The 26,581-nt window shown below is 64.1% G+C and carries 27 protein-coding genes; 13 read left to right on the top strand and 14 right to left on the bottom strand.

Going from position 1 to position 26,581, the window contains the following annotated elements; genetic code table 11:
- The first annotated feature begins 10 nt into the window (after positions 1-10).
- Both ACTNAU_RS06660 and ACTNAU_RS06655 read left to right on the top strand, forming a co-directional pair.
- On the top strand, positions 11-1,528 hold the full coding sequence (locus ACTNAU_RS06660; RefSeq protein WP_441097938.1) for an NAD(P)H-hydrate dehydratase: 1,518 nt from the start codon (positions 11-13) through the stop codon (positions 1,526-1,528).
- A gap of 31 nt (positions 1,529-1,559) precedes the next feature.
- Positions 1,560-2,231 carry a hypothetical protein gene (locus tag ACTNAU_RS06655; protein ID WP_441097937.1) on the top strand — a complete coding sequence of 224 codons (672 nt, stop codon included), beginning with the start codon at positions 1,560-1,562 and terminating at the stop codon, positions 2,229-2,231.
- A gap of 63 nt (positions 2,232-2,294) precedes the next feature.
- On the opposite strand, the gene ACTNAU_RS06650 is transcribed toward ACTNAU_RS06655, so the two are convergent.
- Both ACTNAU_RS06650 and ACTNAU_RS06645 read right to left on the bottom strand, forming a co-directional pair.
- Positions 2,295-3,425: a PfkB family carbohydrate kinase gene (locus ACTNAU_RS06650; protein WP_256136358.1), complete on the bottom strand. Its 1,131-nt coding sequence runs from the start codon at positions 3,423-3,425 to the stop codon at positions 2,295-2,297.
- A gap of 125 nt (positions 3,426-3,550) precedes the next feature.
- Positions 3,551-5,278, bottom strand: coding sequence for a DUF4080 domain-containing protein (locus tag ACTNAU_RS06645; protein ID WP_441097936.1), 1,728 nt, complete (start codon positions 5,276-5,278; stop codon positions 3,551-3,553).
- 275 nt (positions 5,279-5,553) lie between these two features.
- Here ACTNAU_RS06645 and ACTNAU_RS06640 point away from each other — a divergent pair, with 275 nt between their 5' ends.
- On the top strand, positions 5,554-6,096 hold the full coding sequence (locus ACTNAU_RS06640; RefSeq protein WP_021658517.1) for an NADH peroxidase: 543 nt from the start codon (positions 5,554-5,556) through the stop codon (positions 6,094-6,096).
- Between the two features lie 169 nt (positions 6,097-6,265).
- Here ACTNAU_RS06640 and ACTNAU_RS06635 read toward each other — a convergent pair whose 3' ends face one another.
- Both ACTNAU_RS06635 and ACTNAU_RS06630 read right to left on the bottom strand, forming a co-directional pair.
- Positions 6,266-6,619: a helix-turn-helix domain-containing protein gene (locus tag ACTNAU_RS06635; RefSeq protein WP_441097935.1), complete on the bottom strand. Its 354-nt coding sequence runs from the start codon at positions 6,617-6,619 to the stop codon at positions 6,266-6,268.
- Positions 6,612-6,959: a helix-turn-helix transcriptional regulator gene (locus ACTNAU_RS06630; protein WP_441097934.1), complete on the bottom strand. Its 348-nt coding sequence runs from the start codon at positions 6,957-6,959 to the stop codon at positions 6,612-6,614. Before ACTNAU_RS06630 ends, ACTNAU_RS06635 begins: the two co-directional genes overlap by 8 nt.
- Positions 6,960-7,124: 165 nt before the next feature.
- Here ACTNAU_RS06630 and ACTNAU_RS06625 point away from each other — a divergent pair, with 165 nt between their 5' ends.
- The 3 genes from ACTNAU_RS06625 (at position 7,125) to ACTNAU_RS06615 (ending at position 10,651) form a co-directional block, all read left to right on the top strand.
- Positions 7,125-7,814: a hypothetical protein gene (locus tag ACTNAU_RS06625; protein ID WP_441097933.1), complete on the top strand. Its 690-nt coding sequence runs from the start codon at positions 7,125-7,127 to the stop codon at positions 7,812-7,814.
- 119 nt (positions 7,815-7,933) lie between these two features.
- Positions 7,934-9,211 (top strand): DNA polymerase IV, encoded by a 1,278-nt coding sequence (gene dinB, locus ACTNAU_RS06620; RefSeq protein WP_441097932.1) that lies wholly within the window; start codon positions 7,934-7,936, stop codon positions 9,209-9,211.
- A 222-nt stretch (positions 9,212-9,433) separates the two neighbouring features.
- The gene (locus tag ACTNAU_RS06615) at positions 9,434-10,651 is read left to right on the top strand and encodes a CPBP family glutamic-type intramembrane protease (protein ID WP_441097931.1); all 1,218 of its coding nucleotides are present in this window, start codon (positions 9,434-9,436) and stop codon (positions 10,649-10,651) included.
- Between the two features lie 226 nt (positions 10,652-10,877).
- Here ACTNAU_RS06615 and ACTNAU_RS06610 read toward each other — a convergent pair whose 3' ends face one another.
- Positions 10,878-11,816 carry an alpha/beta hydrolase gene (locus tag ACTNAU_RS06610; RefSeq protein WP_441097930.1) on the bottom strand — a complete coding sequence of 313 codons (939 nt, stop codon included), beginning with the start codon at positions 11,814-11,816 and terminating at the stop codon, positions 10,878-10,880.
- Between the two features lie 265 nt (positions 11,817-12,081).
- Here ACTNAU_RS06610 and ACTNAU_RS06605 point away from each other — a divergent pair, with 265 nt between their 5' ends.
- Both ACTNAU_RS06605 and ACTNAU_RS06600 read left to right on the top strand, forming a co-directional pair.
- A complete protein-coding gene (locus tag ACTNAU_RS06605) occupies positions 12,082-12,420 on the top strand; it encodes a PadR family transcriptional regulator (RefSeq protein WP_441097929.1) in 339 nt (112 codons plus the stop codon).
- On the top strand, positions 12,407-13,066 hold the full coding sequence (locus tag ACTNAU_RS06600) for a hypothetical protein (RefSeq protein WP_185914908.1): 660 nt from the start codon (positions 12,407-12,409) through the stop codon (positions 13,064-13,066). The genes ACTNAU_RS06605 and ACTNAU_RS06600 overlap by 14 nt, the downstream gene beginning before the upstream one ends.
- A gap of 44 nt (positions 13,067-13,110) precedes the next feature.
- Here the strand turns inward: ACTNAU_RS06600 and ACTNAU_RS06595 are convergent, their stop codons facing one another.
- Positions 13,111-13,305 (bottom strand): DUF6440 family protein, encoded by a 195-nt coding sequence (locus tag ACTNAU_RS06595; protein WP_441097928.1) that lies wholly within the window; start codon positions 13,303-13,305, stop codon positions 13,111-13,113.
- A gap of 111 nt (positions 13,306-13,416) precedes the next feature.
- On the opposite strand from ACTNAU_RS06595, the gene ACTNAU_RS06590 reads away from it, so the two are divergent.
- The 3 genes from ACTNAU_RS06590 to ACTNAU_RS06580 all read left to right on the top strand — a co-directional run bounded on the left by ACTNAU_RS06590 (position 13,417) and on the right by ACTNAU_RS06580 (position 16,570).
- The gene (locus ACTNAU_RS06590) at positions 13,417-13,860 is read left to right on the top strand and encodes a cupin domain-containing protein (protein WP_441097927.1); all 444 of its coding nucleotides are present in this window, start codon (positions 13,417-13,419) and stop codon (positions 13,858-13,860) included.
- A 244-nt stretch (positions 13,861-14,104) separates the two neighbouring features.
- A complete protein-coding gene (locus ACTNAU_RS06585) occupies positions 14,105-15,523 on the top strand; it encodes a spore germination protein (RefSeq protein WP_441097926.1) in 1,419 nt (472 codons plus the stop codon).
- Positions 15,524-15,691: 168 nt separating this feature from the next.
- A complete protein-coding gene (locus tag ACTNAU_RS06580; protein WP_441097925.1) occupies positions 15,692-16,570 on the top strand; it encodes an effector binding domain-containing protein in 879 nt (292 codons plus the stop codon).
- 51 nt (positions 16,571-16,621) lie between these two features.
- On the opposite strand, the gene ACTNAU_RS06575 is transcribed toward ACTNAU_RS06580, so the two are convergent.
- From ACTNAU_RS06575 to ACTNAU_RS06560, 4 genes are all read right to left on the bottom strand, one after another.
- Positions 16,622-17,875, bottom strand: coding sequence for a CCA tRNA nucleotidyltransferase (locus tag ACTNAU_RS06575; protein ID WP_441097924.1), 1,254 nt, complete (start codon positions 17,873-17,875; stop codon positions 16,622-16,624).
- Between the two features lie 25 nt (positions 17,876-17,900).
- On the bottom strand, positions 17,901-18,656 hold the full coding sequence (locus tag ACTNAU_RS06570; RefSeq protein ID WP_441097923.1) for an exodeoxyribonuclease III: 756 nt from the start codon (positions 18,654-18,656) through the stop codon (positions 17,901-17,903).
- A 307-nt stretch (positions 18,657-18,963) separates the two neighbouring features.
- Entirely contained in the window at positions 18,964-19,665 is a 702-nt protein-coding gene (locus ACTNAU_RS06565; RefSeq protein WP_185914903.1) for a DUF4190 domain-containing protein, read from the bottom strand.
- A gap of 145 nt (positions 19,666-19,810) precedes the next feature.
- On the bottom strand, positions 19,811-20,377 hold the full coding sequence (locus ACTNAU_RS06560) for a PduL/EutD family phosphate acyltransferase (RefSeq protein ID WP_021658625.1): 567 nt from the start codon (positions 20,375-20,377) through the stop codon (positions 19,811-19,813).
- 364 nt (positions 20,378-20,741) lie between these two features.
- Between ACTNAU_RS06560 and ACTNAU_RS06555 the strand changes: the two genes are divergently transcribed.
- Both ACTNAU_RS06555 and ACTNAU_RS06550 read left to right on the top strand, forming a co-directional pair.
- Positions 20,742-21,833, top strand: coding sequence for a hypothetical protein (locus tag ACTNAU_RS06555; RefSeq protein ID WP_441097922.1), 1,092 nt, complete (start codon positions 20,742-20,744; stop codon positions 21,831-21,833).
- Positions 21,834-21,935: 102 nt separating this feature from the next.
- Positions 21,936-22,178, top strand: coding sequence for a hypothetical protein (locus ACTNAU_RS06550; RefSeq protein ID WP_185914900.1), 243 nt, complete (start codon positions 21,936-21,938; stop codon positions 22,176-22,178).
- 64 nt (positions 22,179-22,242) lie between these two features.
- Here ACTNAU_RS06550 and ACTNAU_RS06545 read toward each other — a convergent pair whose 3' ends face one another.
- The 4 genes from ACTNAU_RS06545 to ACTNAU_RS06530 all read right to left on the bottom strand — a co-directional run bounded on the left by ACTNAU_RS06545 (position 22,243) and on the right by ACTNAU_RS06530 (position 26,571).
- Entirely contained in the window at positions 22,243-23,385 is a 1,143-nt protein-coding gene (locus tag ACTNAU_RS06545; protein ID WP_441097921.1) for a M20/M25/M40 family metallo-hydrolase, read from the bottom strand.
- A gap of 168 nt (positions 23,386-23,553) precedes the next feature.
- A complete protein-coding gene (locus ACTNAU_RS06540) occupies positions 23,554-23,745 on the bottom strand; it encodes a hypothetical protein (protein WP_021658439.1) in 192 nt (63 codons plus the stop codon).
- Between the two features lie 336 nt (positions 23,746-24,081).
- Positions 24,082-25,293, bottom strand: coding sequence for a metal-dependent hydrolase family protein (locus tag ACTNAU_RS06535; protein WP_256136340.1), 1,212 nt, complete (start codon positions 25,291-25,293; stop codon positions 24,082-24,084).
- Between the two features lie 48 nt (positions 25,294-25,341).
- Positions 25,342-26,571 carry an amidohydrolase family protein gene (locus tag ACTNAU_RS06530; RefSeq protein ID WP_441097920.1) on the bottom strand — a complete coding sequence of 410 codons (1,230 nt, stop codon included), beginning with the start codon at positions 26,569-26,571 and terminating at the stop codon, positions 25,342-25,344.
- Positions 26,572-26,581: the final 10 nt, after the last annotated feature.

Below are 26,581 nucleotides of genomic sequence, written 5' to 3'. Positions count from 1 at the left end.
GGGATTTTTTGTGAAGCTGATCGACACCGCCTCCATGAAAGAGGCGGAGCGCCGCGCCGACGCGGCGGGGCTCTCTTACTACCAGATGATGGAAAACGCCGGGCAGGCGGCCTTCTCGCTGCTGGCCGGGCGATTTTCCCTGCCGGGCAGGCGGGTCTGCCTGCTCTGTGGCAGGGGGAACAACGGGGGCGACGCCCTGGTCATGGCCCGGCTGCTGGCAGGGGCGGGGGCCGAGGTCTGTCTCTACCTCACCGACGGGGCCCCCCGCACCGCCGAGGCAAAACAGGCCCTGCAAAACCTGGCGGGGGCGGTCTCTCCCACCCCGCTGGAGCAGGTGCCCCAGGGGGAGCGCTTTGACCTGCTGGTGGACGGGGTCTACGGCACCGGCTTTCGGGGGGAACTGGACCCCTTTCACCGGGCCCTGTTTGCCTGGGCGCGGGGAGCCGCCCCCTTTGTGCTGGCACTGGACATCCCCTCCGGGGTGGAGGCGGACACCGGCCTGGTGGCCGACGGGGCCCTGCGGGCAGACCTGACCGCCGCCTTTGCCGCCGCCAAACAGGCCGCCCTCCTCCGCCCCGGCCGGGAGTGGATGGGGGAGTGCGCCGTGCTGGACATCGGCATTGAAGAGGGGCAGCTGGCCGCCCTCACCCGCGCGGTGAAGGCGGCCGACGAGGGATACCTGCGGGCGCAGCTCGCCCCCCTCTCCCCCCTCTCTCACAAGGGGACAAACGGCAGGCTGGCGGCTGTCTGCGGCAGCGACCTCTACCGGGGGGCCGCCGCCCTGGCCGCCGAGGCGGCCCTGCGGACGGGAGTCGGCTACCTGACCCTCTGCTCCACCGAGCGCGTCTGTCAACTGGTCTCCCTCCGCTCGCCGGAGACGGTGCTGCGCCCCCTGTCCGGGGGCGAGGAGGGGCAACTCTGTCCCGGCGACCTGACCGACCTCTGGGCGGGGGTGGAGGGGGCCAACGCCCTGCTCATCGGCCCCGGCCTGGGGCGCAGCGAGGGGGTCGGGGAGCTGGTGGGGGAACTGCTGGGGCGCTTTGCGGGCCCGGTGCTGGTGGACGCCGACGGGCTCTACCACCTCGCCCGCCACCCCCAGTGGCTGGCAAAGCGGCGGGGGCCCACCGTGCTCACCCCCCACCTGGGGGAGATGGCCCGCCTCACCGGCGAGAGCGCCGGGGAAATCGGCAAAAACCCGCTGGCCTGCGCCGCCTGCTGGGCCGCCGAGTGGGGGGCGGTGGTGCTGCTCAAAGGGCACAACACCGCCATCGCCGGGCCGGACGGGGCCCTGGCCGTCAACCCCACCGGCGGGGCGGGTCTGGCCAAGGCCGGCAGCGGCGACACCCTCTCGGGCATCCTGGCGGCCCTGCTGGCCCAGGGCACGCCCCCCTTTGTGGCGGCGGTCTGCGCCGCCTGGCTCCACGGCCGGGCGGGGGACCTCTGTCAGGCGGACCGTTCGGCCCGCTCCACCCTCCCCCGGGACCTGCCCGGGCGGCTGGGGGACATCTTCGCCCAGCTGGGCATATAGACTTTTTAGCAGAGAAAAAGGAGAGATCGCTGTGCAAAACGGGATACTCCCCCAAAAGGGCGGCCGGTACGCCCTGCGGGTGGTGGGCAGCTGCGGGGTCTTCACCCCCGACGCGCTGCGGGCGGCGGCCCTGGTGGCCGAGCGCTGCGGCGGCGGGCGGGTGACCGCCACCAGCCGGGGCACCCTGGAAATCGACCGCATCCCCGCCGAGCGGCTGGACGAGGCGGTGGCCCTGGCCGGAGAGCTGGGGCTGCAATGGGGGGGCACCGGCGCCACCGTGCGGGCGGTGACCGCCTGCAAGGGGACCGATTGCCGCCGGGGCGTTTTTGACACCCACCGGCTGGCCCTTCAACTGGACCGGGCCTTCTTCGGGACCCCCGCGCCCAAAAAGTTCAAAATCGGGGTCTACGGCTGCCCCAACAGCCTGGGGAAGGCCCGCGGACAGGATGTGGGCATCCTCCCCGCCCCCGGCGAGGCGGGACGGTTCCTCCTCTTTGTCGGGGGGATGATGGGCCGCCGCCCCCGCCTGGGCGACGAGCTGGGGTTTGCGCTGCCAGAAAGCGCCCTGGTGGAGGCGGTGGGGCGGATCCTGGCCTTTTACCGCCGCCAAGGCGCGGAGGGACAGCGGCTGGGCGACCTGCTGGAGGAAGGGGGCGCGCCCCTTTTGGAGCGGCTGCGAGCGGAGCTGAAAGAGCTGACTTAAAAACAAAAGAGGGTCCAGACCCCGGGCTGTCCCCGCGGGTTTGGACCCTCTCTTTTGGCAATCTCACTGTTCCCGGCTCAGCTGCTGCGCCAAGTCCTGCACACTCTTGAGGCTGAGGTTGTGGTTGACGGCGCTCTCCCCCTCCAAATTGAGGGCAGCGCAGGCCAGGGCGTGGAAGATGGTGTCCTCTTCCGAATAGTCGTAGGCCAGGCCGTAGCAGAGGCCGGAGGTAAAGGCGGTGCCCACCCCCGCGTCGCTCACCGGCTTGACCGGGCGGGTGCGGTAGATCCCCTCGCTGCTGGCGGTGGACAGGGCGGCCCCCCGGGGCCCCATGGTGACCACCACCCGCTTGGGCCCCATCCGGCCGATCTGCTTGGCCGCCCGCAGGGCGTCCTCCTCGGTGCTGATGGCGACGCCGGAGAGGTACTCGGCCTCCGCGCTGTTGAGCTGCAGGGTGGGGATGGCGCCTATCAGGTGGCGGATGGAGGACAGTTTGGCCACCGACCCGGCGTCGACGACGATCTCCTTGCCGGCAAAGGCGGTGAGGAGGTACTCGATGCTCTCCACCGGCAGGCCGCTGCCCACAGACATCACCTTCGCCCCGGCCAGGGCGCCCCAGCGCCCCTCCAAAAAGGCGGGGGTAATGCACTGCTCGATGGTCATGTCCGACAGGCCGAGGGCCATCTCCCCGTCGGGGCTGACGATGCCGATGAAGAGGGAGGAGTTCTCCCCCGGGAGGATGAGACAGCCGGTGACGTCGATGCCCAGGGAGCGGCAGTCGGCGAGGATCTTCTCGCCGAAAACATCGCCGCCGATGGCGGAAATCAGCTTGACCCCCACCCCCAGCCGGGCCAGGTTCTCCGCCAGGTTGCGGGCCTCGCCGCCCGGCTCGAGGCGAATTTTGCCCGCGTTGAAGTTTTGGGGGATCAGGGGGCCGGAGGAGAAGCCGTTGACGTCCATGTTGGCGCCGCCGATGACCACGGCGTAGTTGGGCTGTTCGAGGATGTAGCCCCGGCCGATGATCTTTCCCTTTTTGGCCAGGTTGGTCAGGTGGACCGACGCCGCCGAGCGGGTGATGCCCAGCCGCTCGGCCAGCTCTTTGTGGGAGATGGTGGGATTTTTGCGGAGGATGGTCAAAATCTGCGCCTCGCGCTTGGTGACCCCCGTCTCTCCGCCGGTGGTGTTTAAATGCATGGACAGTTCCCTTCTGGGCCCTGGGGCCCCTTTTTCACTTTCCGATATTAGTATAGAAAAGCCCTTTTGGCCGGTCAAGGAGAGACGGCCCTTTTTGGGGAAATGCCCTGTTTCAGGCGGGGTTTTTAGGCAGTTGTGCCAACAGTCCCCTCCAGGGGGACCACCTGCCAGCGAGCGCCGCCCCAGATATCCCGCCGCCGGTAGTCAAAGGCGATGGCCACCGGTCCGGGGGCACCGGTGAGGGGGTGGCGGGCAAACACCTCCAGGTGGGCGGTGCGGGCGATGTGGCCGGGGTGCTCGCCCAGGTAGGAGGGCAGGTAGCGGGCGACCTTCTCCCCGTCCCCAAAGAAGTCGCCGGCGGCGCGGCGGTAGCGGGGGGTCAGGCTGCTGTCGTCGAGGAAGGGCAGCCGCTTGCGGGGCTTTTCGCAGCAGAGCCAGTCCAGCCGCAGGGCCTCCCGCAGCCGCTGTTCGTCGACCCCGGGACGCCCCCTGCCAAAGCGCCAGAGAAAGGCGTGCTTCCCCTCCCGGGAGAGGGCGGGCTCCTCCGCCAGGGCATCCCCCATCTGGCAGAAGAGGGCGAAAGGGCTGCCCTGGCAGGCGGCCAGGTAGGCGAGCGACGCCCGGTAGCGACCGCTGTTGGAAAAGGTCTCCAGCGCCCCCTCCGCCCGCTTGAGGGCGCAGATGTCTTCGTAGGAGAGCCAGCGGGTTTTCAGCACCTCGTAGGGGGGCAGGTCGGGGCAGAAGACGATGCCGTAGTCCCCCGCCTCCGCCCGCAGGCGGCTGCCGTGGAGGAGTTTGAGAAAGCCCAGCTGCAATTGGTGGGGCCCCAGCGCATATACCTGGTCAAAGGAGCGGCCGAAGGTCTTTTTATCCTCAAAGGGGAGCCCGGCGATGAGGTCCAGGTGGAGGTGGATGTTCTCCCCCGCCAAAAGTCCCCGCACCGCGCGGGAGATGGCCGCAAAGTCGTGCACCCGCTGCACCGAGGCCACCGTTTGGGGGTTGGTGGACTGCACCCCGATCTCAAATTGAAAGAGGCCGGGGCGGGCGGCGCGCAACAGCTCCACCTCCTCCGGGCCCAACAGGTCGGCCCCCAGCTCAAAGTGAAAGTTGGTCACCCCGTTGTCCCGCTCCATCAGGTGGCGCCAGATGGCCCTGGCCCGCTGCCGGTCGCAGTTGAAGGTGCGGTCGACAAATTTGACCCGCACCACCCGCTGCTCCAAAAAGAAGTCGAGCTCCTGCAAGGTCTGTTCCAGGGGTTTGAAGCGCACCCGCCCCCCGGCCCCCGAGAGGCAGTAGTGGCAGGAAAAGGGGCAGCCCCGGCTGGACTCGTAGTAGATGTGGCGGTGGGGCGGCAGCTCCCCCTCGCCGTAGACAAAGGGGAGCTCCTCCAGGGGAAGGGGCGGCGCGGGGGGATTGCGGCGGAGGCTCCCCCCCGCGCAGTAGAGGAGGCCGGGGACCTCCCCCTCGGGCCGGCCGGCGGCGAGGAGGGGGAAAGCCCCCTCCCCCTCCCCGCAGAGCACCCCGTCGCACCAGGGGTGCTGCTCCAAAAACTGGGGGTCCCACTCGGCCTCGGGGCCGCCGCAGTAGAGGCGCAATTCGGGGCGGACCAGCTGCAGCCGCCGGGCCACCAGGTCGATGAATGCGCGGTTCCAGATATAGCAGGAAAAGGCCACCCGCTCCCCCGCCAGGCGGGCGATGGCGGCGGTCACCTCGTCGGGCTGCAGGTTGATGTGGTACTCGGCAAAGCCGCAGCCCTTTACGCCGGCACGGCGGGCACAGGCGGCGAGATAGCGCACCGCCAGATTGGTGTGGGTGTACTTGGCGTTGACGGCCACCAACAGGGTGGAAAGCATGGGCGGGGTCCCCCTCATCTCTCTAAAATCGACAGCGGGAGGAGGGCGTCAGGGGCGCCTCTCCCGGCTCTCTCTATTGTACCACTTGCAGGGTCGGAAGTCATGGCCCGCCGTCCCCTGGAAGGGCCTCCCAAAACAAAAATGAGAATTGTTATTATTTTTTTCGCAAAACCTATTGACGTAAGTGGATGCTCGTGGTATAGTTAAGCCATGGTAAGAAACCCCAGAAAAACAATCAAAACAACAATTTCATTTTGAAGTAGGAGGAACGAAAAATGTCTAAATTTGTTTGCACCGTCTGCGGTTATGTGTTCGAGGGCGAGGCTGCTCCCGAGAAGTGCCCGGTCTGTGGCGCCCCTGCTGAGAAGTTCAAGAAACAGGCCGAGGGCGAGCTGTCCTACGCCGACGAGCATGTGGTGGGTGTGGCCCAGGGCGCTCCCGAGGAGATCATCGAGGGCCTGCGCCAGAACTTTAACGGCGAGTGCAGCGAAGTCGGGATGTACCTGGCCATGAGCCGGGTGGCCGACCGCGAGGGCTACCCCGAGATCGCCGAGGCCTACAAGAGATACGCCTTTGAAGAGGCCGAGCACGCCGCCAAGTTCGCCGAGCTGCTGGGCGAGGTGCTGACCGACAGCACCAAAAAGAACCTGGAGATGCGGGTGGACGCCGAGCACGGCGCCTGCGAGGGCAAAAAAGAGCTGGCGACCCTGGCCAAGAAGCTGAACCTGGACGCCATCCACGACACCGTGCACGAGATGTGCAAGGATGAGGCCCGCCACGGCCGCGGCTTCGCCGGGCTGCTGAAGAGATTCTTCTAAGCTTCTCCCATCGGTTTTTCCTGAACGATTTGCTTTTTCTCTTGAGAGGGAAACGGCTGCCTTCCCCGGGCAGCGGTTTCCCTCTTTTTTTGCGGCCCTCCCCTCTCCGTTGGGGCGAAATGGGGAGGGACACAAAAACGGCCGGCGGGACTTCCCCGCCGGCCGCTATTCACTTTTCGGAAGGGGCGCACTCTCTGGCCTGTTCCAAATCGGTCAGGATGGTGTCGAGGACGTTGCAGACATGGCGGGCCCGGTCCGGCGGCAGCTCCCTAATCGACAGCAGCCGCGAATCAAGGGCGGTCTCGTCCACCGGCCAGGGCTCGCCCCGGAGCAGCTCGTTGGCCGAGCAGCCCAGAACATTGACCAGCTTGACAAAGGTCTCCACGCTGGGGTAGGCTTTGCCGGAAAATACACCATTGAGAAAACCGACACTGACATCTGTCTTTTCGGCCAAAAGCTCCGTTTTTATCCCCGTCTTTTTGCGAATTTTGTTGAGGCGCTCGCCGAATTCCGCCCTAGTCATCTGCCTCTCCCTCCTTTCGCATGGCACCGACAAAGTACCGCGCGGCGGCGTACAGATACTCCCTTTCCGCCTCCGGCAAACTGTCTATGCGCGCCGAGATGTCTTTGATTCTGTAAAGGATGCCAACATCCAGAACATCACACAGAATGTCCTCAACTGCGGTATCCGCATAAACCTCTGTCAATTTGATAAAAGTTTCAAATACGGGTACAGTCTTTCCCGTTTCTATCTTCCCAATCGAAGGCACTGACAACCCTATCATTTTTGAAAGTTCTTTCTGTGTGAGACCGTGTACTTTCCTCATTTTGCGAAGCCGCTTGCCCAATAAGCTTTTCAACATATTACAACCCACACTTTACATCAAATACTATTGACTTATAAAGCGTAGGTGAAACAAACTGTCTCTTAAATATACCTATAGTTATTCACTCGTAATATTAGTTGTATTTTCTCTGCTTTTTTGCTATAATAATAAAAAATTTGTCGAATACAGGGGGATTTGCAGATGTTGAAAGGATATTGGCGTCACTGGGGGTCCTTCCACGGGAAAAAGCGGAGGCGGCGTGCGGCCCAGGCGACCGCGGCCGAGGCAGCAGACTTTTTTCTGCCGGAAACCTTCCGGCAGCCGCTGTGCTACCTGGACGAGCGCGACGCCTGCTTTCGCGCCCGGCGGCAGGGCTTTGGCCGGGACTGGGCCGCCTTTCGCCGCCAGGTGGAAAAACAGGGGGTGCTGACCGGAGCATACTGTGCGCTGTTTGAAAAGCGGCTGGCCCACCTCTGCTACCTGTACAGCGCCGGGGCCATTCTGGCGGGGATGCAGGAAGTGGTCGCCTTTGGGGTGGAGGGGGTGGCGCTGGCCCCGTTTGCAGACGACGAGGGCGGGCGGGCCGCCCTGCACGACGCCATTTTGTGGAAGGCGGGCTCCCTGGACCGGGAGGCGCTGGCCTGCTGGCCGGTGGCGGAGGCCGATTTTTGCACCGTGCTCACCCCGCAGGCGCGCAAGGCGTACCAAGGGATGCAAGGGATGCTGACCAGTTGTTTTCGCAGTTGGCTGCCCGTCTGCTTTATCGCGGGGTTTGAGGTGCTTTTGGCCGACCAGCAGCACCCGGTGGGAGCGGCGCTGGTGGACCAGGTAGAGCGGATCTACCGCCTGCTGGGACTGGCGCGGGAGGCGGACTGCCACTGGGAATTTTGAGCGCAGTCGAACAGGGGGCAGGACAGCCCCCTATTTTTTACGGGCAAAACCGGCGCGCTTGTGGTATCATAAGGGGTGAAAAAGGGCGGCGAGCCGCCCGGGGAAAGGGGGCGCGCCGGATGGACGACCGGGTCATTTTGCACTGCGACTGCAACGGCTTTTACGCCTCGGTGGAGTGCGCCCTCAACCCGGCCTACCGATCGGTGCCGATGGCCGTCTGCGGCGACCCGGAGAGCCGCCACGGGGTCATTCTGGCCAAAAACGAGCTGGCCAAGGCCTTTGGCGTGCAGACGGCGGAGACGGTGTGGCAGGCCCGGCGAAAGTGCCCGGAGCTAGTGCTGGCGCCGGCCCACCACAAAAAGTACCGGGAATTTTCAGAGGCGGTCAACGCCATCTACTGCCAGTACACCGATTTGGTGGAGCCCTTCTCCATCGACGAGTCGTGGCTGGACGTGACCGGCAGCCGGACCCTCTTTGGCAGCGGGGTGCAGATCGCCGACGAGCTGCGCCGCCGGGTGAAAAAGGAGACCGACCTGACCATCTCGGTGGGGGTGAGCTTCAACAAAATCTTTGCCAAGCTGGGCAGCGACTACAAAAAGCCGGACGCCACCACCCTCATCACCCGGGAGAACTACCGGCAAATCCTCTGGCCGCTGCCGGTGAGCTCGATGATCTACGTGGGAAAGGTGGCGGCGGAAAAGCTCTCCCGTGTGGGGATCGACACCATCGGCCAGTTGGCCCAGGCCGACGAAACCCTGATCGAGCGGCTGCTGGGGAAAGCCGGCATGGCGGTGCAGCTGTACGCCCGGGGCGAGGACGAGGAGCCGGTGCGCCCCGCCGGGGCCGAGCGGGAGGTCAAGAGCGTGGGCAACGGCATCACCTTCCGCCGCAACCTGGAGGGGGAGGAGGACGTGCGCGCCGGACTGCTGATGCTCTGCGACACGGTGGCGGCCCGGCTGCGCCGCTACGGCCTTTGCTGCCAGACGGTGCAGGTGCAGATCAAATCGCCCCAGTTCAAGGTGATTTCCCGCCAGCGGCAGTTGGAGCGGGGCACCGACCTCTCGCGGGAGCTGTTTGCCGCCTCCATGGAGCTGGTGCGGCAGAACTGGGACCTGCGCGCCCCCATCCGGATGCTGACGGTGACCGCCGCCGGTCTGGGCGGGAAGGACAGCGGGGAGCAGCTCTCCCTCTTTGCCGACCAGGCGGTCCTGGCCCAGCGGGAGAAGCAGCGCCAGCTGGAAACGGCCATGGACAGGGTGCGCTCCAAATACGGGGAGGGGGCGCTCTCCTTTGCCTCCCTGCTAAAGACCGACATCGTCAGCAAGAGCCAGGGCGAAAAGCTGCGCGTCGAGGGGAGCGAAGGGCCCGACTCCCCCGCCGGTCCCCCCGAACAATAGCGGGGCCCGCCAAAAAATCTACAAAATTCCCCCTTAACATTCCGGGTCCGCAGGGTCCGCCGAGGCCCATCACAAGCCCCTTTCAGGCCGTTTTTCAAGACTTTCTCCATCTTCTGGACTTGTTCACATTTGGGTGTTACAATAGGGGACAAATGCCAAAACCGCCCGCAAAAGGGCGTTTTCTCACAACTTTATTTTCCGCAACAAAGGTGGTCGTAACTGATGGAAGAAACCAACTTCACCCCACAGCCCCCCCTCTCCCCCCAGCCGGGAGAACCGTCCGGCGCGCCGGAGGCGGCGGAGAGCCCCTCCCCCGCCCCGGCCTTTGACCGCCCCGAAGGGGCCGTCGACTTCCCCCCTCCCCCCACCGCAGGGGGCGAAACACCCCCCGTGCCGCCGGTCGCCCCCCCTCTCTCCCCCGTAAAACAGGCCAAAAAGGCGCTGCGGCGCTGTTCCAACCGCAACAGCCTGCTGCTGCTCTTGCTGGTGGTGGGCACCAACCTGGTGGCCCTGGGGGTGCTGATGGCGATGAAGCTGCTGGGGGTGCGGATGAGCACCACCGCCTTCGACACCGTGGCCAACCTGATCTCCTACGGCTCGCTCTACCTGGTGATGGCCCCCCTGCTGCTGCTCATCGGCAACGCCGGTCAGCCCCACAAGGTGCGCACCTACTTTACAAAGCCCAAGGCCAGCGGCAAGGAGATCGCCAAGTGGACCCTCATCGGGGTGGGACTCACCTACGGCGTCAGCTATGTCTTCAACTTTCTCTTCACCATCATCCAACTGCTGTTCGGGGTGGAGCTCGCGGCCCCCAGCCTGGTGACCGACACCGGCTTTGCCAACGCCCTCATCTCCTTCTTCTTCATGGCTCTGGCCGCCCCGCTGATGGAGGAGCTGATTTTTCGGGGGACCCTTCTCTGCCACACCCTGCCCTTTGGCAGTTGGTTTGCCATTGTGGTGGTGGGCGTCTCCTTCGGCTTGACCCACATGAACTACCAGCAGCTGTTCTACGCCATCATGATGGGGATCGCTGCCGGGTTTGTGGCGGTCAAGGCCCAGTCCATCTGGCCGGCCTTGGGGATCCACCTCTCCATCAACCTCATCGGCGCCACCCAGTCCATCCTGGCCGGGCACATCGACCTGTCGGTGCTCACCGGCGGGGGCAGCAGCCGCTATGTCATGACCTACCTCCTCTCCAAGCTGCCCTACCTGCTGCCGATCCTGCTCCTCTCCCTCCTCTGTCTGGCGGCGGCGGTGAGCGGGTTTGTCCTCTTCGTCATCGAGGCGGTCAACCACAAGGACACCTTCCGCCTGGAAAACCCCTGCACCGTCCTCACCCCGGCACAGAAGGCGGCGACCTACCTGTCGGCCCCTGGCACCATCCTCACCCTGGCGGTGATGCTCGGCATGACCATCTGCAACGCCCTGGGCGTTTTGTAACCGCCTGCTCCCTGCCAGTAAAAAGGGCCGCTCCTCATCGGAGCGGCCTTTTTTTGCCCCCATTGCAGTGAGGGCGCTGCTGTTGGGATTTGGCAAACCCGCCTTCGCCAAAATGGGGAAACAGGCGGGCAGACCCCTTTTTACGTCGCGGCCTCTGCCGATGTTCCCACCCGCTCGAAAACGCCCCGCGTCCATGCGGGGAGGCGACCTGGCAAATTGGAACCAATCAGGCCGGGGGACCGCCGCCAAACCCTTTTCTCAAAAACAGGATGCGCTTTTCGATATTTTCAGCCGCTATTTTGGTGTTTATGGCGCAGTCATATCCGTGAATGGTCCCTCTGGTCTCGCTTATCTCCACATTCGCCCCCGCCTTTCGCAACCTCTCTCCGTACAGAACGCCCTCGTCGTGCAGACAGTCGTATTCCGCTGTTTCAATATAGGTGTCGGGGATGACCTGGGGCAAGCGGCTGTGCATCGGCGAGGCGTCATACCTCTCTTCCGCCTTCAAGGTCTTGCCGTAATACGACCACATCCGCCTGTTGTTTTTGGAATTCCATATCGGCGTATCCGAAAACCGTTTCATCGAATCCGTCTGCATCTCCACATCTGTCACAGGGTACACCAGCATCTGCACACAGGGCGGCTTCAGCCCTTCCCGTTCACAGCGGTTGCAAATCAGCGCGGCAATCGACGCGCCGGCGCTGTCCCCCGCCACGCCGATCCTCCCCCTGTCCACGCCAAACTCCCCCGAACGGTCCACAACGCATCTGTACAGGGCCAAAACATCGTCGTAGGCAGCTGGATAGGGGTATTTCGGCGCCAAGTGATAGTCTGGAAAACACACCCTGCACCCCGCCTTCCCCGCATAGAGCGACGCGAGTTTTTTGTGATAGGCGGAAGCTCTATAGCTAAACGCCCCTCCGTGCACATAAATCAAGCAGGGCAGCTTTTCTGTTCTATTCTCCGGCTCAAATATCTCTACCTTTAAGGGAAGCCCTCTGTGCCCTTTTATCACGACCTGTCTGCTGGTCACCCCCCTCGGGAGTTTTGTCAGGCGAAAGGACAGCCCCTGAAAGAGGTTGGCGCACCCGATCACCGCCCGGTTATAGGGCACCTTTCTTGCAATCCGCCTTAGTTCAGAGTGAATTTGTTCTCTGTAGTCCATCCACAGACACGCCCCTCTTTTTTCATCTCGACCGATTTCAATTTGTGGGTTCCCCTTGTCCGCCCGGGGTGCACCCATTTTCTTTCCATCATACTATACCCATGCGCGCGCCTCAAGGCGGCTGGACAAACTGGCAAACCTTCTCCCCCAACGGGGATCGGCATCACTGTCCTTTTGGGGGCAAGGGGTTGACAAAAACAGTATCTTGCAATACAATGTAGTCTCTGTACATTGCATTGCAAGATACCAAAAGGGAGGCCAGGTGATGATTCCTTCGCAGATGCTCAAAGGGACTTTGGAGGGCTGTGTCCTCAAGGTCATCTCCCGGGAGGAGACCTACGGATACGAAATCTCGCAGAAGCTGCGGCAGTACGGGCTGGCCGACATCTCAGAGGGGACCATCTACCCCCTGCTGCTGCGGCTGGAAAAGGGCGGCCTGATTGCCGCCACCCACCGGGTCTCCCCTGCGGGGCCCAGGCGAAAGTACTTTCACATCACCCCGGCAGGGAGGGCGGAATTGGTCCTCTTCGAGGGGCACTGGCAGGAGATGGCGGCGGCTGTGGGCCGCCTGTTGAGAGGGGGAAACAGAGATGAAGAGAGATAGCGAGGTCGCCTGTCTCACCGAGGAGGGCCAGCGCTACCTGGCCGACATCCTCACCTATCTGCGGCTCAAGCAGATGGACGAGGGAGAGCTGGAGGCGGTGGCCGACGACCTGAAGGCCATGTTCTGGGAGGCCCAACAGCGGGGCGAGGGGCCGCAGCAGGTGCTGGGGCGGGACTTTCGGGCTTTCTGCGACGACATCCTGGCCGGGGCCGGCCGCAAGCGGCGGAGGGCCGTCCTCTGCGACTGGGCGGACACGGTGCTGCTGGGCCTGTTGCTATTGGTGGGGCTCGACTTTCTCTTTTCGGGGGCAATCGGCCAGGCGGCAAACGCCCTGCTGCACGGCAGCGCGTACGACTGGCGCTGGGCCATCACCGCGGGCGACCTGCTCACCTGGGGGGTGCTGGCGGCCGCGGTGGCGGGCCTCTACCTCTGGGTGGGGCGCACCCCCCTGGCGGAGAGGGGGACGACCCGGCGCACCCTCTCTTTTGGCATGGGGGCAGGGGTGATGGTCCTCTGCCTAGCTTTGGCGGCCGTGGGCCGCTTTCTCCTCCCCCACGTCCTCTTTCATCCCCCGCTGTGGGGGCTAGCGGCCGCACTGCTGCTGGGGTATCTGGCCCACCGGGCCCTCTGCCGCCTCTCCCGCTGAAAAAAGAGCCCGCACCTCTCGACCTTGGAGGGGGGCGGGCTCTTTTACTGTCCTTCCGGGAAGGGGATGGGGCTGATCACCGGTTTGCCGCAGCGGTCCAGCAGCGGGGTGAGCCCGCCGGAGTACCCCTCTTGGTGAAAGAGGTAGTTGACCCCCGTCGCCCGGTCCACCCAGATTTGGGTGACGTTCATGGTGCCCTGCTTGTAGACAACGATAAAGCGGTCGCTGGGTTTTGCCATCTCTCATCCACTCCTTTTCCGCCCGCAAGGGGGCTTTTTCAGTGTACGGCAAGTGGGGGCGGCTGTCAACAGGGGAAGATGCAACGCCCCTCTCTGCGCCCCGTCGCCGAGATGAGCCCCCGCAGACCCCTTGCAGCAAACGGGGTGATATGGTACGGTGGTGGAAAGAGCGGTGCGCTTTTGGCGGGTAAGGCGTACAACAAACGAAACGTTGTGGAGGTTAATATGTTTATCAATTTTAATGAGATGCCGGAAAGAACCGTACCGGGAATGAACGGCGGGACAGGAGAAATGACAGCGAAGATGTTTATGGATGAACAAGGCAAAATCATCCCTTGTCGTATCCATGCCGGAGGTTCCATCGGCTTTCACCGGCATGAAACAAGCGATGACATCAACTATATCATTTCCGGTATAGGACGTGCTGTCTGTGATGGGAAAGAAGAAATGCTTTCAGCAGGAACTTGTCATATATGTAAAAAAGGTTCCGAACACAGCATTATCAATACTGGAACTGAAGATTTGGTTATGCTCACAGTTGTCGTAGAGCGATAAACCTCCATTTGCTGGGCTGATCAAATGCGCCTTATTGGACACAAGGCGGCCCAATGGCCTTGCAAAAGTCGGTTGACTTTCCATTTGGACCCCAGACAAAGCCCTGAAAAGAGAGGTCGCCCCGCAGAGGGAGGCGACCTCTCTTTTTTTGCAGCGCGGCCCCCGCCGGCGCAGGGAGAAAAGAGGTCACAGAAAAAAATGGGTTAAACAGCCGCGTTTGGGGAACACTGATGGGGAAATCGAGGTGATCGTTTTGAAGCGTGAGGAAATTGCCCGCCTGCTCCCCCTGAAAGAGAGTTTTGACCTGCTGGAAAAGCCGGTGGTCATCGGCGACCGGCAGTGCTCGGTCTTTTTTTTAGACGGGTTCATGAAGGACGACCTCTTCCAGCGCATCCTGCAGTTTTTCTTCTCCATCACCCCGGAGCAGATGGACGCTCTGGAGGATTTGGAGGACTTCTGCCGCCGCTTTCTCCCCTACACCGAATACGCGGTGACCGAGCGCCCGGAGGAGGCCGCCCAGGCGGTGTTGTCGGGCCCCTCCGTCCTGGTGATCGAGGGATTTGCCGGGGCGGTGGTGATGGACACCCGCACCTACCCCAACCGGGGCATCGACGAGCCGGAGAAGGACAAGGTGCTGCGGGGTTCGCGGGACGGGTTCTCCGAGACGGTGGTCTTCAACACCGCCCTCATCCGCCGGCGCATCCGCGACCCGCGGCTGACCTTTGAGATGCTGTCGGTGGGCGAATCCTCCAAGACCGACGTGGCCCTGGGCTATATTGACGGGGTGGCCGACCCCAAGCTGGTGGGGGAGCTGCGGGAGAAAATCAAGGCCCTCACCCCCAAAAACATGGTCATCAACCAGCAAAACCTGGTGGAGCTGCTGCTGAAAAAGCCCTCCATCAACCCCTTCCCCAAGGTGCGCAACACCGAGCGGCCGGACGTGGCCGCCGCCCAGTTGGTGGAGGGGCGGGTGGTGCTGATCGTGGACAACTGCCCCACCGCCATCATCCTGCCCACCTGGCTGGCCGACTTCTCACAGGAGGCGGACGACTTCTACTTCCCGCCCCTGGTGGGGTGGTACATGAAGCTGATCCGGATCGCCACCTCCCTGCTGACCATGCTGGTGACCCCCCTCTGGCTGGTGCTGCTGCACTATCAGGACGCCCTGCCGCCCCTCCTCGCCTTTCTCAAGGTGCAAAACGACACCGGCATCCCCCTGATTTTGCAGCTGCTCCTCATCGAGTTCGCCATCGACGGGCTGCGGCTGGCCTCGGTCAACACCCCCACGGCGCTGGCCAGTTCCCTGAGCATTGTGGGGGGGCTGATTTTGGGGGACTTTGCGGTGCAGTCGGGGGTGGTGGTGCCCCAGGTCATCTTCTACATGGCCTTTGTGGCCATCGCCACCTTCTCCCAGCCCAGCATCGAGCTGGGGTACTCCATCAAGTTCTGCCGGATGCTGTTGCTGATCGGGGCCTGGGCAGGGGGGCTCTGGGGCTTTTTGCCGGTTCTGGTCTTCTGTCTCTGGCTGGCCTACGCCAACCCCACCATCACCGGGAACCGGTACTTCTACCCGGTGCTCCCCTTCTCACTGCGGGGGTTCATCGCCCTGTTCAAGCGAAAGTTCTCCCGCAACAGCGAAGACGTGCCCCACATGGGAAAATAAAGGGCGTATTCACGGGCCGGCGCACCATCGCGCCGGCCTTTTTTTGCCACACGGCGGCCAGGTGTGGTAGAGTGGGAGAGGGGATCGTCTGACACCCCGGCGCAGGGAAAGTCAAGAACCCGGCGCCGCCAAGGGGTATCATGGTCTCATGCGGAAGGGAGTGGGGAGATGAACTGGATCACCGGGATACAGCGGGCCATCGACTATGTGGAGGAGCACCTCACCGAACCGGTGGACTACGAGGAGGTGGCCAAACAGGCGCTGTCCTCCAGCTTTCACTTTCAGCGGGTGTTCGCCATCCTCTGCGGCTTCACCCTGGGGGAGTACATCCGCTGGCGGCGGCTCTCCCTGGCGGGGAGCGAGTTGATCGGCACTGGCCGGCGGGTGCTGGACATCGCCCTGAAATACGGCTACGACACCCCCGAGAGCTTTGCCCGGGCCTTCACCCGCTTTCACGGGGTGACCCCCTCTCAGGCCAAGGCCGGTGGCGCCGTTCTCAAGACCTTCTCCCCCCTCTCCGCAAAATTGATTTTAGACGGAGGAACGACCATGGACTATCGCATTGTAAAGCAGGGCCCCTTTCAGATGATCGCCAAAAAGAAGCGGGTGCCGCGGGGGGAGGAAACCACCGCGGCCGAGATTTCGGCATTCTGGCGGCAGTGCGGCGCAGACGGCACCATCCCCGCCCTCTGCCGCTACACCGACCAGAAAAGCCCCTTCGGCCAGCGGCTGCTGGGGGCCAGTTTCGGCGAGGACGCGGCCGACCGGGATTTTCCCTACGGCATCGGCGGGGTCTACAACGGCGCCTCCATCGCCGAGGCGGACTTTACGCTGGAGGACATCCCCGCCCACATCTATGTGGTCTTCCCCTGCACCGGGGCCATGCCCGACGCGTTTCAAGCCCTCTACCGCCGGATCTACAGCGAGTTCTTCCCCGCCAGCGAGTACCAGCCCTGCGGGGGGCCCGACTTCGAGGCCTACCCGTCCGACCAGGTGGACTCCCCCGACTACTGCTGCGAGATCTGGGTCGCCGTGGAGAAAAAGTAGGGACAGCAAAAAGAGAGGCGCCGCGTCGAGCGGCGCCTCTCTTTTTTGCGCTTATGGGAGGGGGGCCTCCTCTTCTAGTAGCGCCCGGGCCAGGGGTTCCAGCGACGCCCGGGTGTTGGCGGCGCGCCCGGCCCAGACCCCCTCCAACAAAGCCCGCTGCAACCGGCCCATCTGGGGGCCCGGGACGGCCCCCAGGGCCAGCAGGTCGCCGCCGGAAAGGGCCAGCTCCCGAACGGTGAGACAGACCCCCTGCTCCAGCAGGGACAGCAGTCCGCCGGTGAGCTGTTCGGCCTCCCCGCCAGAGAGGCGGCCCGTGGCCCGCCAGAGGGCGACCTGACGGAGGGCCCCCTCCCGCCCCCTGTCCGCCAAAAGCCGGCAGAGGGCGGGCGTTTCCCGGGGAATGGGGGCGTAGGCGGCAGCGACCAGGGCCGTCACCTCCCCGGCGGTGCGGCGGTCGGGGCGCAGACGGACAAGCAGGGCCTCGGCGCGGCCGACGGCCCCCTCTTCCGGCCCGGCCAGACAGAGGAGGGCCAGGCGGAGGAAAAAGTCGGCCGGGGCGGCCTCGACCGCTTCGGCGGCGGCCAGCCAGCCGCTTTCCCTCCCCGAAGCGGGGCGGAGGGCGGGGACGGCGGCCCAGAAGAGGGGGCCGAACCGGGCCAACAGCGCCCCCGCCTCGGGACAGGGGAGGAACCGCCGCCATTCGGCCAGCACCCGCTCCCCCGAAACGCCGGACAGCAGCCCGGCCGCCGCGTCCATGGCGGCGGCGGTAGCGGGGTGGATGGCAAAGCCGAGCTGGGCGGCAAAGCGGACCGCCCGCAGCAGCCGCAGGGCGTCCTCCTCAAAGCGGCGGGCGGGTCCGCCCACACAGCGGATGAGGCAGTTTTGCAGGTCCGCCCGCCCCCCAAAGGGGTCGCAGAGCCCCCGCCGGGGGGAGTAGGCCAGGGCGTTGACGGTGAAGTCCCGGCGGGCCAGGTCTTCCTCGACGCGGTCGGCAAAGGCGACCTTGTCGGGGTGGCGGTGGTCGCGGTAGGGCCCGTCGACGCGAAAAGTGGTCACCTCCACGGCCTCCCCCTCCCAAAAGAGGGTGACTGTGCCGTGGGCAATGCCGGTGGGAACGGGGTGGCAGTCGCCAAAGAGGGCGAGCACCTGTTCGGGCCGGGCGGCGGTGGTCACGTCCCAGTCGTGGGGCGGGCGGCCAAGAAGGCTGTCGCGGACACAGCCCCCCACCGCATAGGCGGGAAAGCCCGCCGCCTCCAGCCGCTCGAGGATGGCCGCGGCGGCGGGGGCCAGGGCGATCTTCTCCACGGTCAGCCCTCCCTTTTTGGCCTGCTCAGAGGTCGATTTCCAGCGAGACGGGGCAGTGGTCGCTGCCGAAGATGTCGCTGTGGATGGTGCAGTCTCTCACCGCCCCGGCAATGCGCGCAGAGACCAAGAAGTAGTCGATGCGCCACCCGGCGTTGTTCTTGCGGGCGTTGAAGCGGTAGCTCCACCAGCTGTAAGCGCCGGTCAGGTCGGGGTTGCGGGCGCGGAAGACATCGGTAAACCCGCTGTCGAGAAGGGCGCCGAACTTCTCCCGCTCCTGGTCGGAGAACCCGGCGTTCCCCCGGTTGCTCTTGGGGTTTTTCAGGTCGATCTCCTGGTGGGCGACGTTCATGTCGCCGCAGACGATGACCGGCTTCTTCTCGTCCAGGGCGTGCAGATAGGCGCGAAAATCGTCCTCAAACTGCATGCGGTAGTCGATGCGGGCCAGCTTCTCCTTGGAGTTGGGGGTGTAGACGTTGACCAGGTAGAACTGGGGATATTCCAGGGTGAGGACCCGGCCCTCGGTGCCGTGGGCGTCGATGCCGATGTCCCGGGTGAAGGACAGGGGTTCGGTGCGGGCGAAAACGGCGGTACCGGAATAGCCCTTTTTGAGGGCGCTGTTCCAGTACTGGGCATAGCCCGGGGTCTCTATCGGGACCTGTCCCTCCTGCATTTTGGTCTCTTGGATGCAGAACAGGTCGGCGTTGGCCGCCGCAAAAAAGTCAAAAAAGCCCTTGGTGATACAGGCGCGCAGGCCGTTGACGTTCCAGGTGACAAGTTTCAAAGGGGGTCCCCTCCTCGTTTTTTTGTAGTGGGTGGGCGGCTTTCCGCCCGCGGCTGCGGTTTTACGGGGGCGGCGGCAGTTTTTACCGGCGCGGGGCGGACAGGGAAAGACGGCCCGACCGGCCGTCCCGCCACTGCAGCCGCGCTGCGGGACCTGGCCATAGAGCAGGCGGCAAACGGCGCCTGCACATCTGCCCGGCCATCCCCGGTATCACCGCCACTTTGTGGCTATTATACCACGAAAAAGGGCGCTCCAACAGCGGGAGCGCCCTTTTTTGGCGGGAAATAGGCCGCGGCCAAACGGGAGACTAAGCGGCCAGCAACACGATGTTCAAAATCCAGCCCACAGCGCCGAGAGCGGCGCCGATGATGCTCAGCACCAGGCCGAAGATGGCCATCACCTTGGAGGTGGACTTGATGCCGGTGATGCCGGCGGTGATGCCCACGATCCCCAGGACAATGCCCAGCAGGGCCGAGAAGTACCAGGACACGGGGATGGAGAGGATGCCCACCACCAGGGCCAGCACCGCCTTGCTGGTGGGGTTGTGAACGGCCACCGGCACCGGGGCGGGCTGGGCGACAGCCGCCTGGGGCGCGCCCTGGGGAGCGCCCGCCGGGGGGACCGCAGCGCCCTGAACGGCAGCGGCGGGGGCGCCCTGGGGCACCGCGTCGGCGGGGGTGACCTGGTTGAGCAGGCCGATGAGGGTGTCCACCCGCTTTTTCAAGTTGGCCTTGGGCAGGGCGCCCATAAAGCCGTCCAGCCCCATCTCCCCCGCGTAGACGCCGGGGAGGATGGCGTATTTCAGCCAGGCCTCGATGTGGACCTTGCCGCCGCCGTAGACCAGCTTGACAAACTGGGGCGCGGTCATCATGCCGACGCCCTTCTTCCAGACGATCTCACCCTTGACATTGGCCACCTCGAACCCCTCTTTCAAAAAGAAGTCCTCCGAGATGAACTTGATCATGTCGTCGGGTTTGTTGCACGCAAATTCCGCAATAAATCTGCTCACAGTTACATATCCTCCTCAAAATTTATCTTCCACAGCGAAAAGACGCTGTCGGCAGCTCGTTATTTCTTTGACACACGGGGGCAAAAAAGGGCCATTCCGGGCAGGGTCGCCTGTGGGCGGAATGGCTCTTGATTGGGGGGAACGCCTACTTGACGAACTCGCCCTCACGGGGGTTGCCGGCGGCGTTGGCCTCGTCGGTGTCGATGTGCATGGCGGTGGCAAATTTGTCGCTGACGCGGATCACCACGTCGCCAAAGATGAGGGAGCGCTCAGGGGTGTCGACCTTGACCTGAACGATCTCCTTGTCGGAAACACCGTAGGCGGCAGCGTCCTCAGGGGTCATATGTACATGGCGCTTGGCGACGATGACGCCCTCACTCAGCTCGACCTCGCCCGCGGGGCCCACCAGTTTGCAGGGGGCGCTGCCGGCCACATCGCCGGACTCCCGCACCGGGGCGGCGACGCCCAGCTTGCGGGCCTCGGTAGCCGAGACCTCGATCTGGGTGGCCGAACGGGTGGGGCCCAAAATCGAGACGTGGGGCAGGGTGCCCTTGGGGCCCACCACGTCGACCCGCTCCTCGCAGGCGAACTGCCCGGGCTGGGACAGGTCCTTTTTGGGGGTCAGCTTGGCGCCCTTGCCAAACAGCGTTTCCAGGTCGGCCTCGGTCACGTGAACGTGGCGGGCAGACATCTCCACCAGGAATTTTTTCATCGTGCAATCCTCCCAATTGACTGCCGGGTCGCGCCCGGCGAAATAGCTGTGAGATCCGCCCGGCGGGCGGCGGCAAAAAGCGGCGGTCCCCCGCTCTCAAAAAGGGGGCGGCAGTCGCCTCTACACTCTATTTTATTGTATCACAATCCGCCGGCTTTGCAACGGAAAAAGAGGGATTTTTTCGGGAAAGGGTGGCGGCGGGGCGGTGTCAAAAAAGGCGGGGGAGGAATAGAATGCCCTACCATTTCCCTGCGGCAAAACGAGCGGCCGCCCCGGCGGCGCTTTTCCCCCTGCCCCCCTTCCGGCGAGAGGGGCGGGGCGCGCCGCCGACCTTTCCTCGCCGGAGAAAAGGGGTTTTGACATGATGGATCACAAGGGAAAGCGGCTGGACTTCTTTTTGGCCGCCAACAGCCCGGTGGGCTTTGCCAGCTATTTTGGCGCCCTGGACGGGGGCGACCCGGCCTTTACCACCTACATACTGGGCGGCTGCCCGGGCTGCGGCAAGTCCACCCTGTTGCGCCGGGTGGGGGAGGCCCTAATCGAGCGGGGGGAGACGGTGGAGTTCATCCACTGCGCCTCCGATTCGGGGTCCTACGACGCCGTGCTCTGCCTCGGGCTGCACCTGGGGGTGGTGGACGGCACCCCGCCCCACGGGATGGTGCCCCGCTACCCCGCCCTCGCGGAGCAGTTTGTCGACCTCTACCGCTTCACCGACCCGGAGGTGATCGCCCCCCACCGGGAGGAGATCACCGCCCGGCTGGACGAGAGCGCCCGGCTGCAGCGGCGCTCCGGCCGCTTCCTCTCGGCGGCGGCCTCGCTGCTGCGGGACAACAGCGCCGTGGTGATCCCCTGTCTCGACCTGCCCAAGCTGGAGCGGTACGCCCTCTCCACCGCCAAGCGGTTGCTGCCCCCGCTGGACAAGGCGGGGCGGAAATTCGACCGCTTCCTCTCCCACCTGACGCCGTCCGGGCCCCAGCCCCTCTGCGAGACAGCGGCGGGCTTTGGCCGGGTCATCTTGCTGGAGGACAGCTACCAGACAGCGGCCCCCCTCTTTTTGGAGCGGATGGCCAAGATCGCCCTGGCCGCCGGGTACGACGTCTACGCCTGCTACTCCCCCCTCTCCCCCTACGACAAGCTGGAGCACCTGGTCCTGCCCGAGGCGGACCTTTGTTTTGTCAGCGAACCGCGGCAAAACGCCTACGCCCAGGCGCTGCCCCCCCCCTTTCGCCACGTGTACAGCCGCCGCTTCACCGATCTGGACGCCCTCTACCCCTACCGCAACCGCCTCTCCTTCAACAAAAAGGCGGCCAAAGAGCTGGTGCGGGAGGCCGCTCGCCTCTGCGCCGAGGCCCAGGAGGCACACCGGCAGGCCGAGGCCCTCTACGCCCTGGGCACCGACCGCGCCGGGGTCGACGCCCTGACGGGGCTTTTGGTGGAGAAATTGACCGCCCGCTAGGGGGCGGCCCCAAATCCCAGCAGCGACAAAAAAGGGCGCATATCGCGCCGGAATGCGGTCTATAATGCAACTATACCGCTATCCGAAGGAAGGGGGCGCAATATGGCACGTCCAAAGAAGGCGCGAAACTTCGACGAAGAGCTGATGAAGGTCGAGGCCCAGATCACCCGGCACAAGAACACCATTGTGGAGCTGGAGGAGACCCGCAAGCAGATCGTCCGCGAAAAGCAGCAATCAGAGCTCAGCGCTGTCTATCAGACCATCTCCGACTCGGGGATGTCCATCGACCAGGTCATCTCCCTCATCCGGCAGCAGTCGGGCGAGGATGAGAGCCGGGCCAGTTGAGCGCAGACAGCCAAAAAAAGAGGGCCGGCCCCGACTGGGGCCGGCCCTCTCTCTGTTTTCAATATCAGTTGTGGAAATAGGAGAGCACCAGCGACCCGGCGATCTTCATGCCGGTGGGCAGGCTCTCCAAATCGATCCACTCGCCCCGGGTGTGGGCGCCTCCCCCGGTACAGACCCCGAAACAGGCGGCAGGGATCCCCTGGGAGAGGGGGATGTTGCAGTCGGTGGAGGAGGCCAGCATCTCGACGCGCTTGCCGGTGAACTGCTCGATGGCGTCGAGGCAGCGGCCCTCCAGCTCCTGCTGGGCAGCGGGGTCCACATCGCCGGTGCAGGGGCGCTCGCCCAGCAGCTCGACCTCCACCTCGATGCCCATGGCGCGGTAGCACTCGACGGTCTTTTCAAAAAAGTTCTGCATGAAGGCCAGGTCCTCCCGGCAGTCGGAGCGAAACTCGTAGAGCATCTCGGCGTTTTGGGCGATGGTGTTCACCGAGGTGCCGCCGGAGATGGTCCCCACATTGTAGGTGGTGCGCCCACCGGTGGGGGCTTTGACGGTGTAGAGGGTGTCGATCATCGAGGCCAGGCAGGCGATGGCGTTGCGGTTGCCAAAGTTGCCGTAGGAGTGGCCGCCCTCGGTCTTGATCTCGACCCGGTAGCGCTGCGAGCCCACCGCACCGTTGCAGAGCATCAGGTAGTAGCCGTCAAAGGAGACCACCTGGCGGATGCGCCCGGCGTAGTCCTTTGCCAGCTGGCGGGAGCCCTTGAGGTTGCCCAGCCCCTCCTCGCAGGAGTTGGCCACAAAGAGAACGCCGCAGTCGGCCTGCAGCCCCTGGCGGGTGACATAGGCCGCCAGCAGCATCAGCACGGCCAGGTTGGCGGTATCGTCCCCCACGCCGGGGCAGTACATCTTGCCGCCCTCACAGCGGGGGGCAAAGGGCTCCAAATCGGGGAAGACGGTGTCGGTGTGGGCCATGAAGATCATCACGTCCCCCTCCGGCTTGCAGCCGTAGGGGTAGACCACATTGAGGGCCTCGTCTATGTACACCCTCTGGGCGCCGTGCGCTTCAAACCAGCGCTTGCAGAAGTCGGCCCGGGCCCCTTCGTTGTGGGAGGGGGCGGGGATGGCGCAGAGGTCGGCGATCAGGTCGATCAAGACCTGGCGGTTTTCCTCTACATAGTCGAGGAAGGTCTGGGGCAATTTTTCCAGCATGACAAGTTCCCTCTTTCTTCAAGTAGCTTTGCAGGCCGCCCGCCGCACGGCAGGGGTGGCTGCGGTTGCCCCCATTATACCACGATTTGGCGGGGGTGGGCCGAAGGGAGAGAAAAAAGATTTGCCCTCTCCCCCGCTCGCCGTTCGGCGGGCGGGGATATGTACTCTTTAGAGGCGGGGGCTGCTGGTCTGAAAGTCGGCGATGATGCGAAAGACCGGCTGGTTGGCGGGAACCGTCCCCCCTGCCTTGCGGTAACCGGCCATGTAGGCGTCCCGCACCAAGTTGAAGAGAATCCCCTCAAACTCGTCGTACTTTAGGCTGTCAATAAACTGTCCAAAATCCTTTTCAAAAGCATCCATTTTTTTCTCCTTTCGAGGGGGCGTTGCGCATTCCCCTCTGGTTTGACAGAGCTCGTGCTGTCTGCGACGTTTCCCGTCCCGATGTGACTGGTTTAGCTTCATTATAGGGCTGGAAAACGGCGCAGATTGTCGATTTTGGAGGGATGGACGCATCTTTACAACTTTGAAATAAATGGCTTAGTCACGCGGGTGGTTTCGTTTCGACAAGGGCTCTACCCCCTGTATTCTTTCGACAGGGTTCCCCATTACAAAGAGGAGAAAAAGCGGACCTTAAAAGGCGCCTCCCTCACCCTTTTACAGGATGGGGGCGGCGCCTTTATGACATTCAGTAGATGTCTAGTTTTTGTAGACCTTGCCGTCTTTCATGATAAAGGTGACCGCTTTGAGGGCGGTGATGTCGGCCAGGGGGTCGCTGTCCACAGCCACCACGTCGGCGAGCAGCCCCTCTTTGAGGGCGCCCACCCGGTCCTCCCAGCGGATGAGCTGGGCGGCCCACTTGGTGGCCGAGAGGATGGCGTCGCCCGGGTCCATGCCCTGTTTCACCATCAGCTCAAACTCCAGCGCCTGGCTGCCGTGGGTGGCAAAGGGGGTGCCGGTGTCGGTGCCAAAGGCGATCTTGATGCCCATCTTGTAGGCGCGGGCAAAGGTGGCAAAATGGGTCTCCATCACCTTTCCGCACTTCTCCACCAGGGGGGCGGGAATGCCCATCTGGGTGCCGTTTTTCATGATGTGCCAGGGGGCCTGCAGGGTGGGGACCAGCCAGGTGCCGTTTTCCAGCATCAGGTCGTGGGCCTCCTGGTCGGCCATGGTGCCGTGCTCGATCGAGGTGATGCCGGCGCGCACCGCCATCTTGATCCCCTCGGCCCCATGGGTGTGGGCGGAGGTGATGCGGCCCTTGACCTTGGCCTCGTCGATGACGGCCTTCATCTCCTCAAAGGTCAACTCGGGGGCGCCCGGGTCGTCGCCAAAGGAGAGGACGCCGCCGGTGGCCATCAATTTGATTTGGTCGGCGCCGTATTTGAAGTCCTTGCGGGCGGCCTTGCGGCCCTCGTCGGGGCTGTCGATGATGAAGCCCATGCTGGTGTCGCCGGTGATGTAGGGGTTGAAGTTGCTGTCGGCGTGGCCGCCAGTGGTGCCGATGGGGATGCCGGAGCAGAACATTCTCGGGCCGTCGATCTTGCCGGCGTTGATGGCGTCGCGCACGGCGATGTCGGTGAAGAAGACCGACCCCTCGTCGCGGATGGTGGTGAAGCCGGCCATCAGGTCGGACTGGGCGTTGCAGATGGCGGTGATGGTGGAGTCGCCGATGGTCTGCTTGCTCATGTAGTCGGTGGCGGGCTCCCCGTTCATGTTCACGTGGACGTGGCAGTCAATGAGGCCGGGCAGGACGTATTTGTCCGACAGGTCGACCACCTCATAGCCCTCCTTCAGAGGGGCGCCAGTGGACAGGGCCTCGATCTTGTTGCCGTCGATGTAGAGGTCGACCCCCTCGACGAATTGCTTGGTGTCGGTGTCGAACAGGTGGCCGCAGCGCAGGACTTGTTTCATCTTACCATTCTCCTTTTATCTGTATGTATGGATTTGCGATCTCAGTTGTCATTCGGCGGGAGCCTGCCCTTTGCAGACCTGGCCGCCCTTCATGACGAAGGAGCAGTCGCTCACCGCTTCGATGTGTTCCAACAAGTTTTGGTCAAAGGCGGCAAAATCGGCAAATTTGCCGGCCTCCACGGTGCCCACCCGGTCGGACCAGCGCATCAGCTCGGCGTTGACCTTGGTGGCCGCCAGCAGGGCCTGGGCGGGGGTAAAGCCGTAGCGGACCATCAGCACCAGCTCATAGGTCTGCTCGCCGTGGTGGTTGAAGAAGGTACCGGCGTCGGTGCCGAAGCCGATTTTGACCCCCTTCTCCCGGCACTTGGCCAGGTTTCTCTGGTGGTTTTCCAGGCAGCGGGCCGATTTCTCCACCGCCGAGGCGGGGATGCCGGCGTCGGTGCCGTACTCGACAATGCGGTCGCCGGCGATGATGGTGGGGACCAAGTAGGTGCCGTGGGCAGCCATCAGGTCGATGCACTCGTCGTCCATCAGCATCCCGTGCTCGATGGTGGCCACCCCGGCGCGGATGGCGTTTTTGATCCCCTGGGCGCCGTGGGCGTGGGCCGAGGAGAGCTTGCCCCGGCTGTTGGCGATGTCGAGCATGGCCTTCATCTCCTCAAAGGAGAGTTCGGGCGCGCCCGGCTCCCCCGGGGAACCCACCCCGCCGGTGGCCATGATCTTGAGCTGGTCGGCGCCGTACTTGAACATCAGCCGGGCGGCCTTGCGGGCCTCGTCGGGGCCGTCGATGACATAGCCGTACTCGTGCATCCCGGTGATATAGGGGTTGAACCAGGAGTCGGCGTGGCCGCCGGTGGAGCCGATGCAGAGCCCGGAGCAGAGCATCCGCGGCCCCACCACCTTGCCGGCGTTGATGCCGTCGCGCAGGGCGATGTCGGCAAAGCCGTAGGAGCCCATGTCCCGCAGGGAGGTAAAGCCCGCCATCAGGTCGCTGCGGGCGTTGCAGAGGGAGCGGATGGTGCAGGTCCCCACCGTCTCGGAGATCATCTGCTCCATAAAGTTGAGTTCGCCGTCGATGTTGGTGTGGACGTGGGCGTCGATGAGGCCGGGGGTGACAAATTTGTCCGACAGGTCGATGACCTGGTAGTCCTCCCCCCCAAACTGGGCGCGGGGCATCACCGCCTCGATGGTCTCGCCGTCGATCAAAACGGCCTGGTCGCGGAGCACCTCTTCCCCGGTGGCGGGAAAGAGCTGGCCGCAAAAGAGCACTTTTTTCATGGAATTCCTC

This window comes from Bittarella sp. HCP28S3_D9 (assembly GCF_052065655.1).
GTDB lineage: Bacteria > Bacillota > Clostridia > Oscillospirales > Ruminococcaceae > Bittarella > Bittarella massiliensis.
Note: the sequence above shows the minus strand (reverse complement) of the source record. Positions and strands in the feature narration are given on the sequence as shown.

Excerpts from the sequence above, each read along its gene's own strand:
- dinB (WP_441097932.1), top strand. The coding sequence starts at position 7,934 with ATGGACGACCGGGTCATTTTGCACTGCGACTGCAACGGCTTTTACGCC.
- ACTNAU_RS06640 (WP_021658517.1), top strand. The coding sequence starts at position 5,554 with ATGTCTAAATTTGTTTGCACCGTCTGCGGTTATGTGTTCGAGGGCGAG.
- ACTNAU_RS06555 (WP_441097922.1), top strand. The coding sequence starts at position 20,742 with ATGGATCACAAGGGAAAGCGGCTGGACTTCTTTTTGGCCGCCAACAGC.
- ACTNAU_RS06545 (WP_441097921.1), bottom strand. The coding sequence starts at position 23,385 with ATGCTGGAAAAATTGCCCCAGACCTTCCTCGACTATGTAGAGGAAAAC.
- ACTNAU_RS06595 (WP_441097928.1), bottom strand. The coding sequence starts at position 13,305 with ATGGCAAAACCCAGCGACCGCTTTATCGTTGTCTACAAGCAGGGCACC.
- ACTNAU_RS06550 (WP_185914900.1), top strand. The coding sequence starts at position 21,936 with ATGGCACGTCCAAAGAAGGCGCGAAACTTCGACGAAGAGCTGATGAAG.
- ACTNAU_RS06530 (WP_441097920.1), bottom strand. The coding sequence starts at position 26,571 with ATGAAAAAAGTGCTCTTTTGCGGCCAGCTCTTTCCCGCCACCGGGGAA.
- ACTNAU_RS06625 (WP_441097933.1), top strand. The coding sequence starts at position 7,125 with ATGTTGAAAGGATATTGGCGTCACTGGGGGTCCTTCCACGGGAAAAAG.
- ACTNAU_RS06590 (WP_441097927.1), top strand. The coding sequence starts at position 13,417 with ATGAGCCCCCGCAGACCCCTTGCAGCAAACGGGGTGATATGGTACGGT.
- ACTNAU_RS06605 (WP_441097929.1), top strand. The coding sequence starts at position 12,082 with ATGATTCCTTCGCAGATGCTCAAAGGGACTTTGGAGGGCTGTGTCCTC.
- ACTNAU_RS06630 (WP_441097934.1), bottom strand. The coding sequence starts at position 6,959 with ATGTTGAAAAGCTTATTGGGCAAGCGGCTTCGCAAAATGAGGAAAGTA.
- ACTNAU_RS06635 (WP_441097935.1), bottom strand. The coding sequence starts at position 6,619 with ATGACTAGGGCGGAATTCGGCGAGCGCCTCAACAAAATTCGCAAAAAG.
- ACTNAU_RS06535 (WP_256136340.1), bottom strand. The coding sequence starts at position 25,293 with ATGAAACAAGTCCTGCGCTGCGGCCACCTGTTCGACACCGACACCAAG.
- ACTNAU_RS06600 (WP_185914908.1), top strand. The coding sequence starts at position 12,407 with ATGAAGAGAGATAGCGAGGTCGCCTGTCTCACCGAGGAGGGCCAGCGC.
- ACTNAU_RS06560 (WP_021658625.1), bottom strand. The coding sequence starts at position 20,377 with ATGAAAAAATTCCTGGTGGAGATGTCTGCCCGCCACGTTCACGTGACC.
- ACTNAU_RS06610 (WP_441097930.1), bottom strand. The coding sequence starts at position 11,816 with ATGGACTACAGAGAACAAATTCACTCTGAACTAAGGCGGATTGCAAGA.
- ACTNAU_RS06615 (WP_441097931.1), top strand. The coding sequence starts at position 9,434 with ATGGAAGAAACCAACTTCACCCCACAGCCCCCCCTCTCCCCCCAGCCG.
- ACTNAU_RS06645 (WP_441097936.1), bottom strand. The coding sequence starts at position 5,278 with ATGCTTTCCACCCTGTTGGTGGCCGTCAACGCCAAGTACACCCACACC.
- ACTNAU_RS06650 (WP_256136358.1), bottom strand. The coding sequence starts at position 3,425 with ATGCATTTAAACACCACCGGCGGAGAGACGGGGGTCACCAAGCGCGAG.
- ACTNAU_RS06540 (WP_021658439.1), bottom strand. The coding sequence starts at position 23,745 with ATGGATGCTTTTGAAAAGGATTTTGGACAGTTTATTGACAGCCTAAAG.
- ACTNAU_RS06580 (WP_441097925.1), top strand. The coding sequence starts at position 15,692 with ATGAACTGGATCACCGGGATACAGCGGGCCATCGACTATGTGGAGGAG.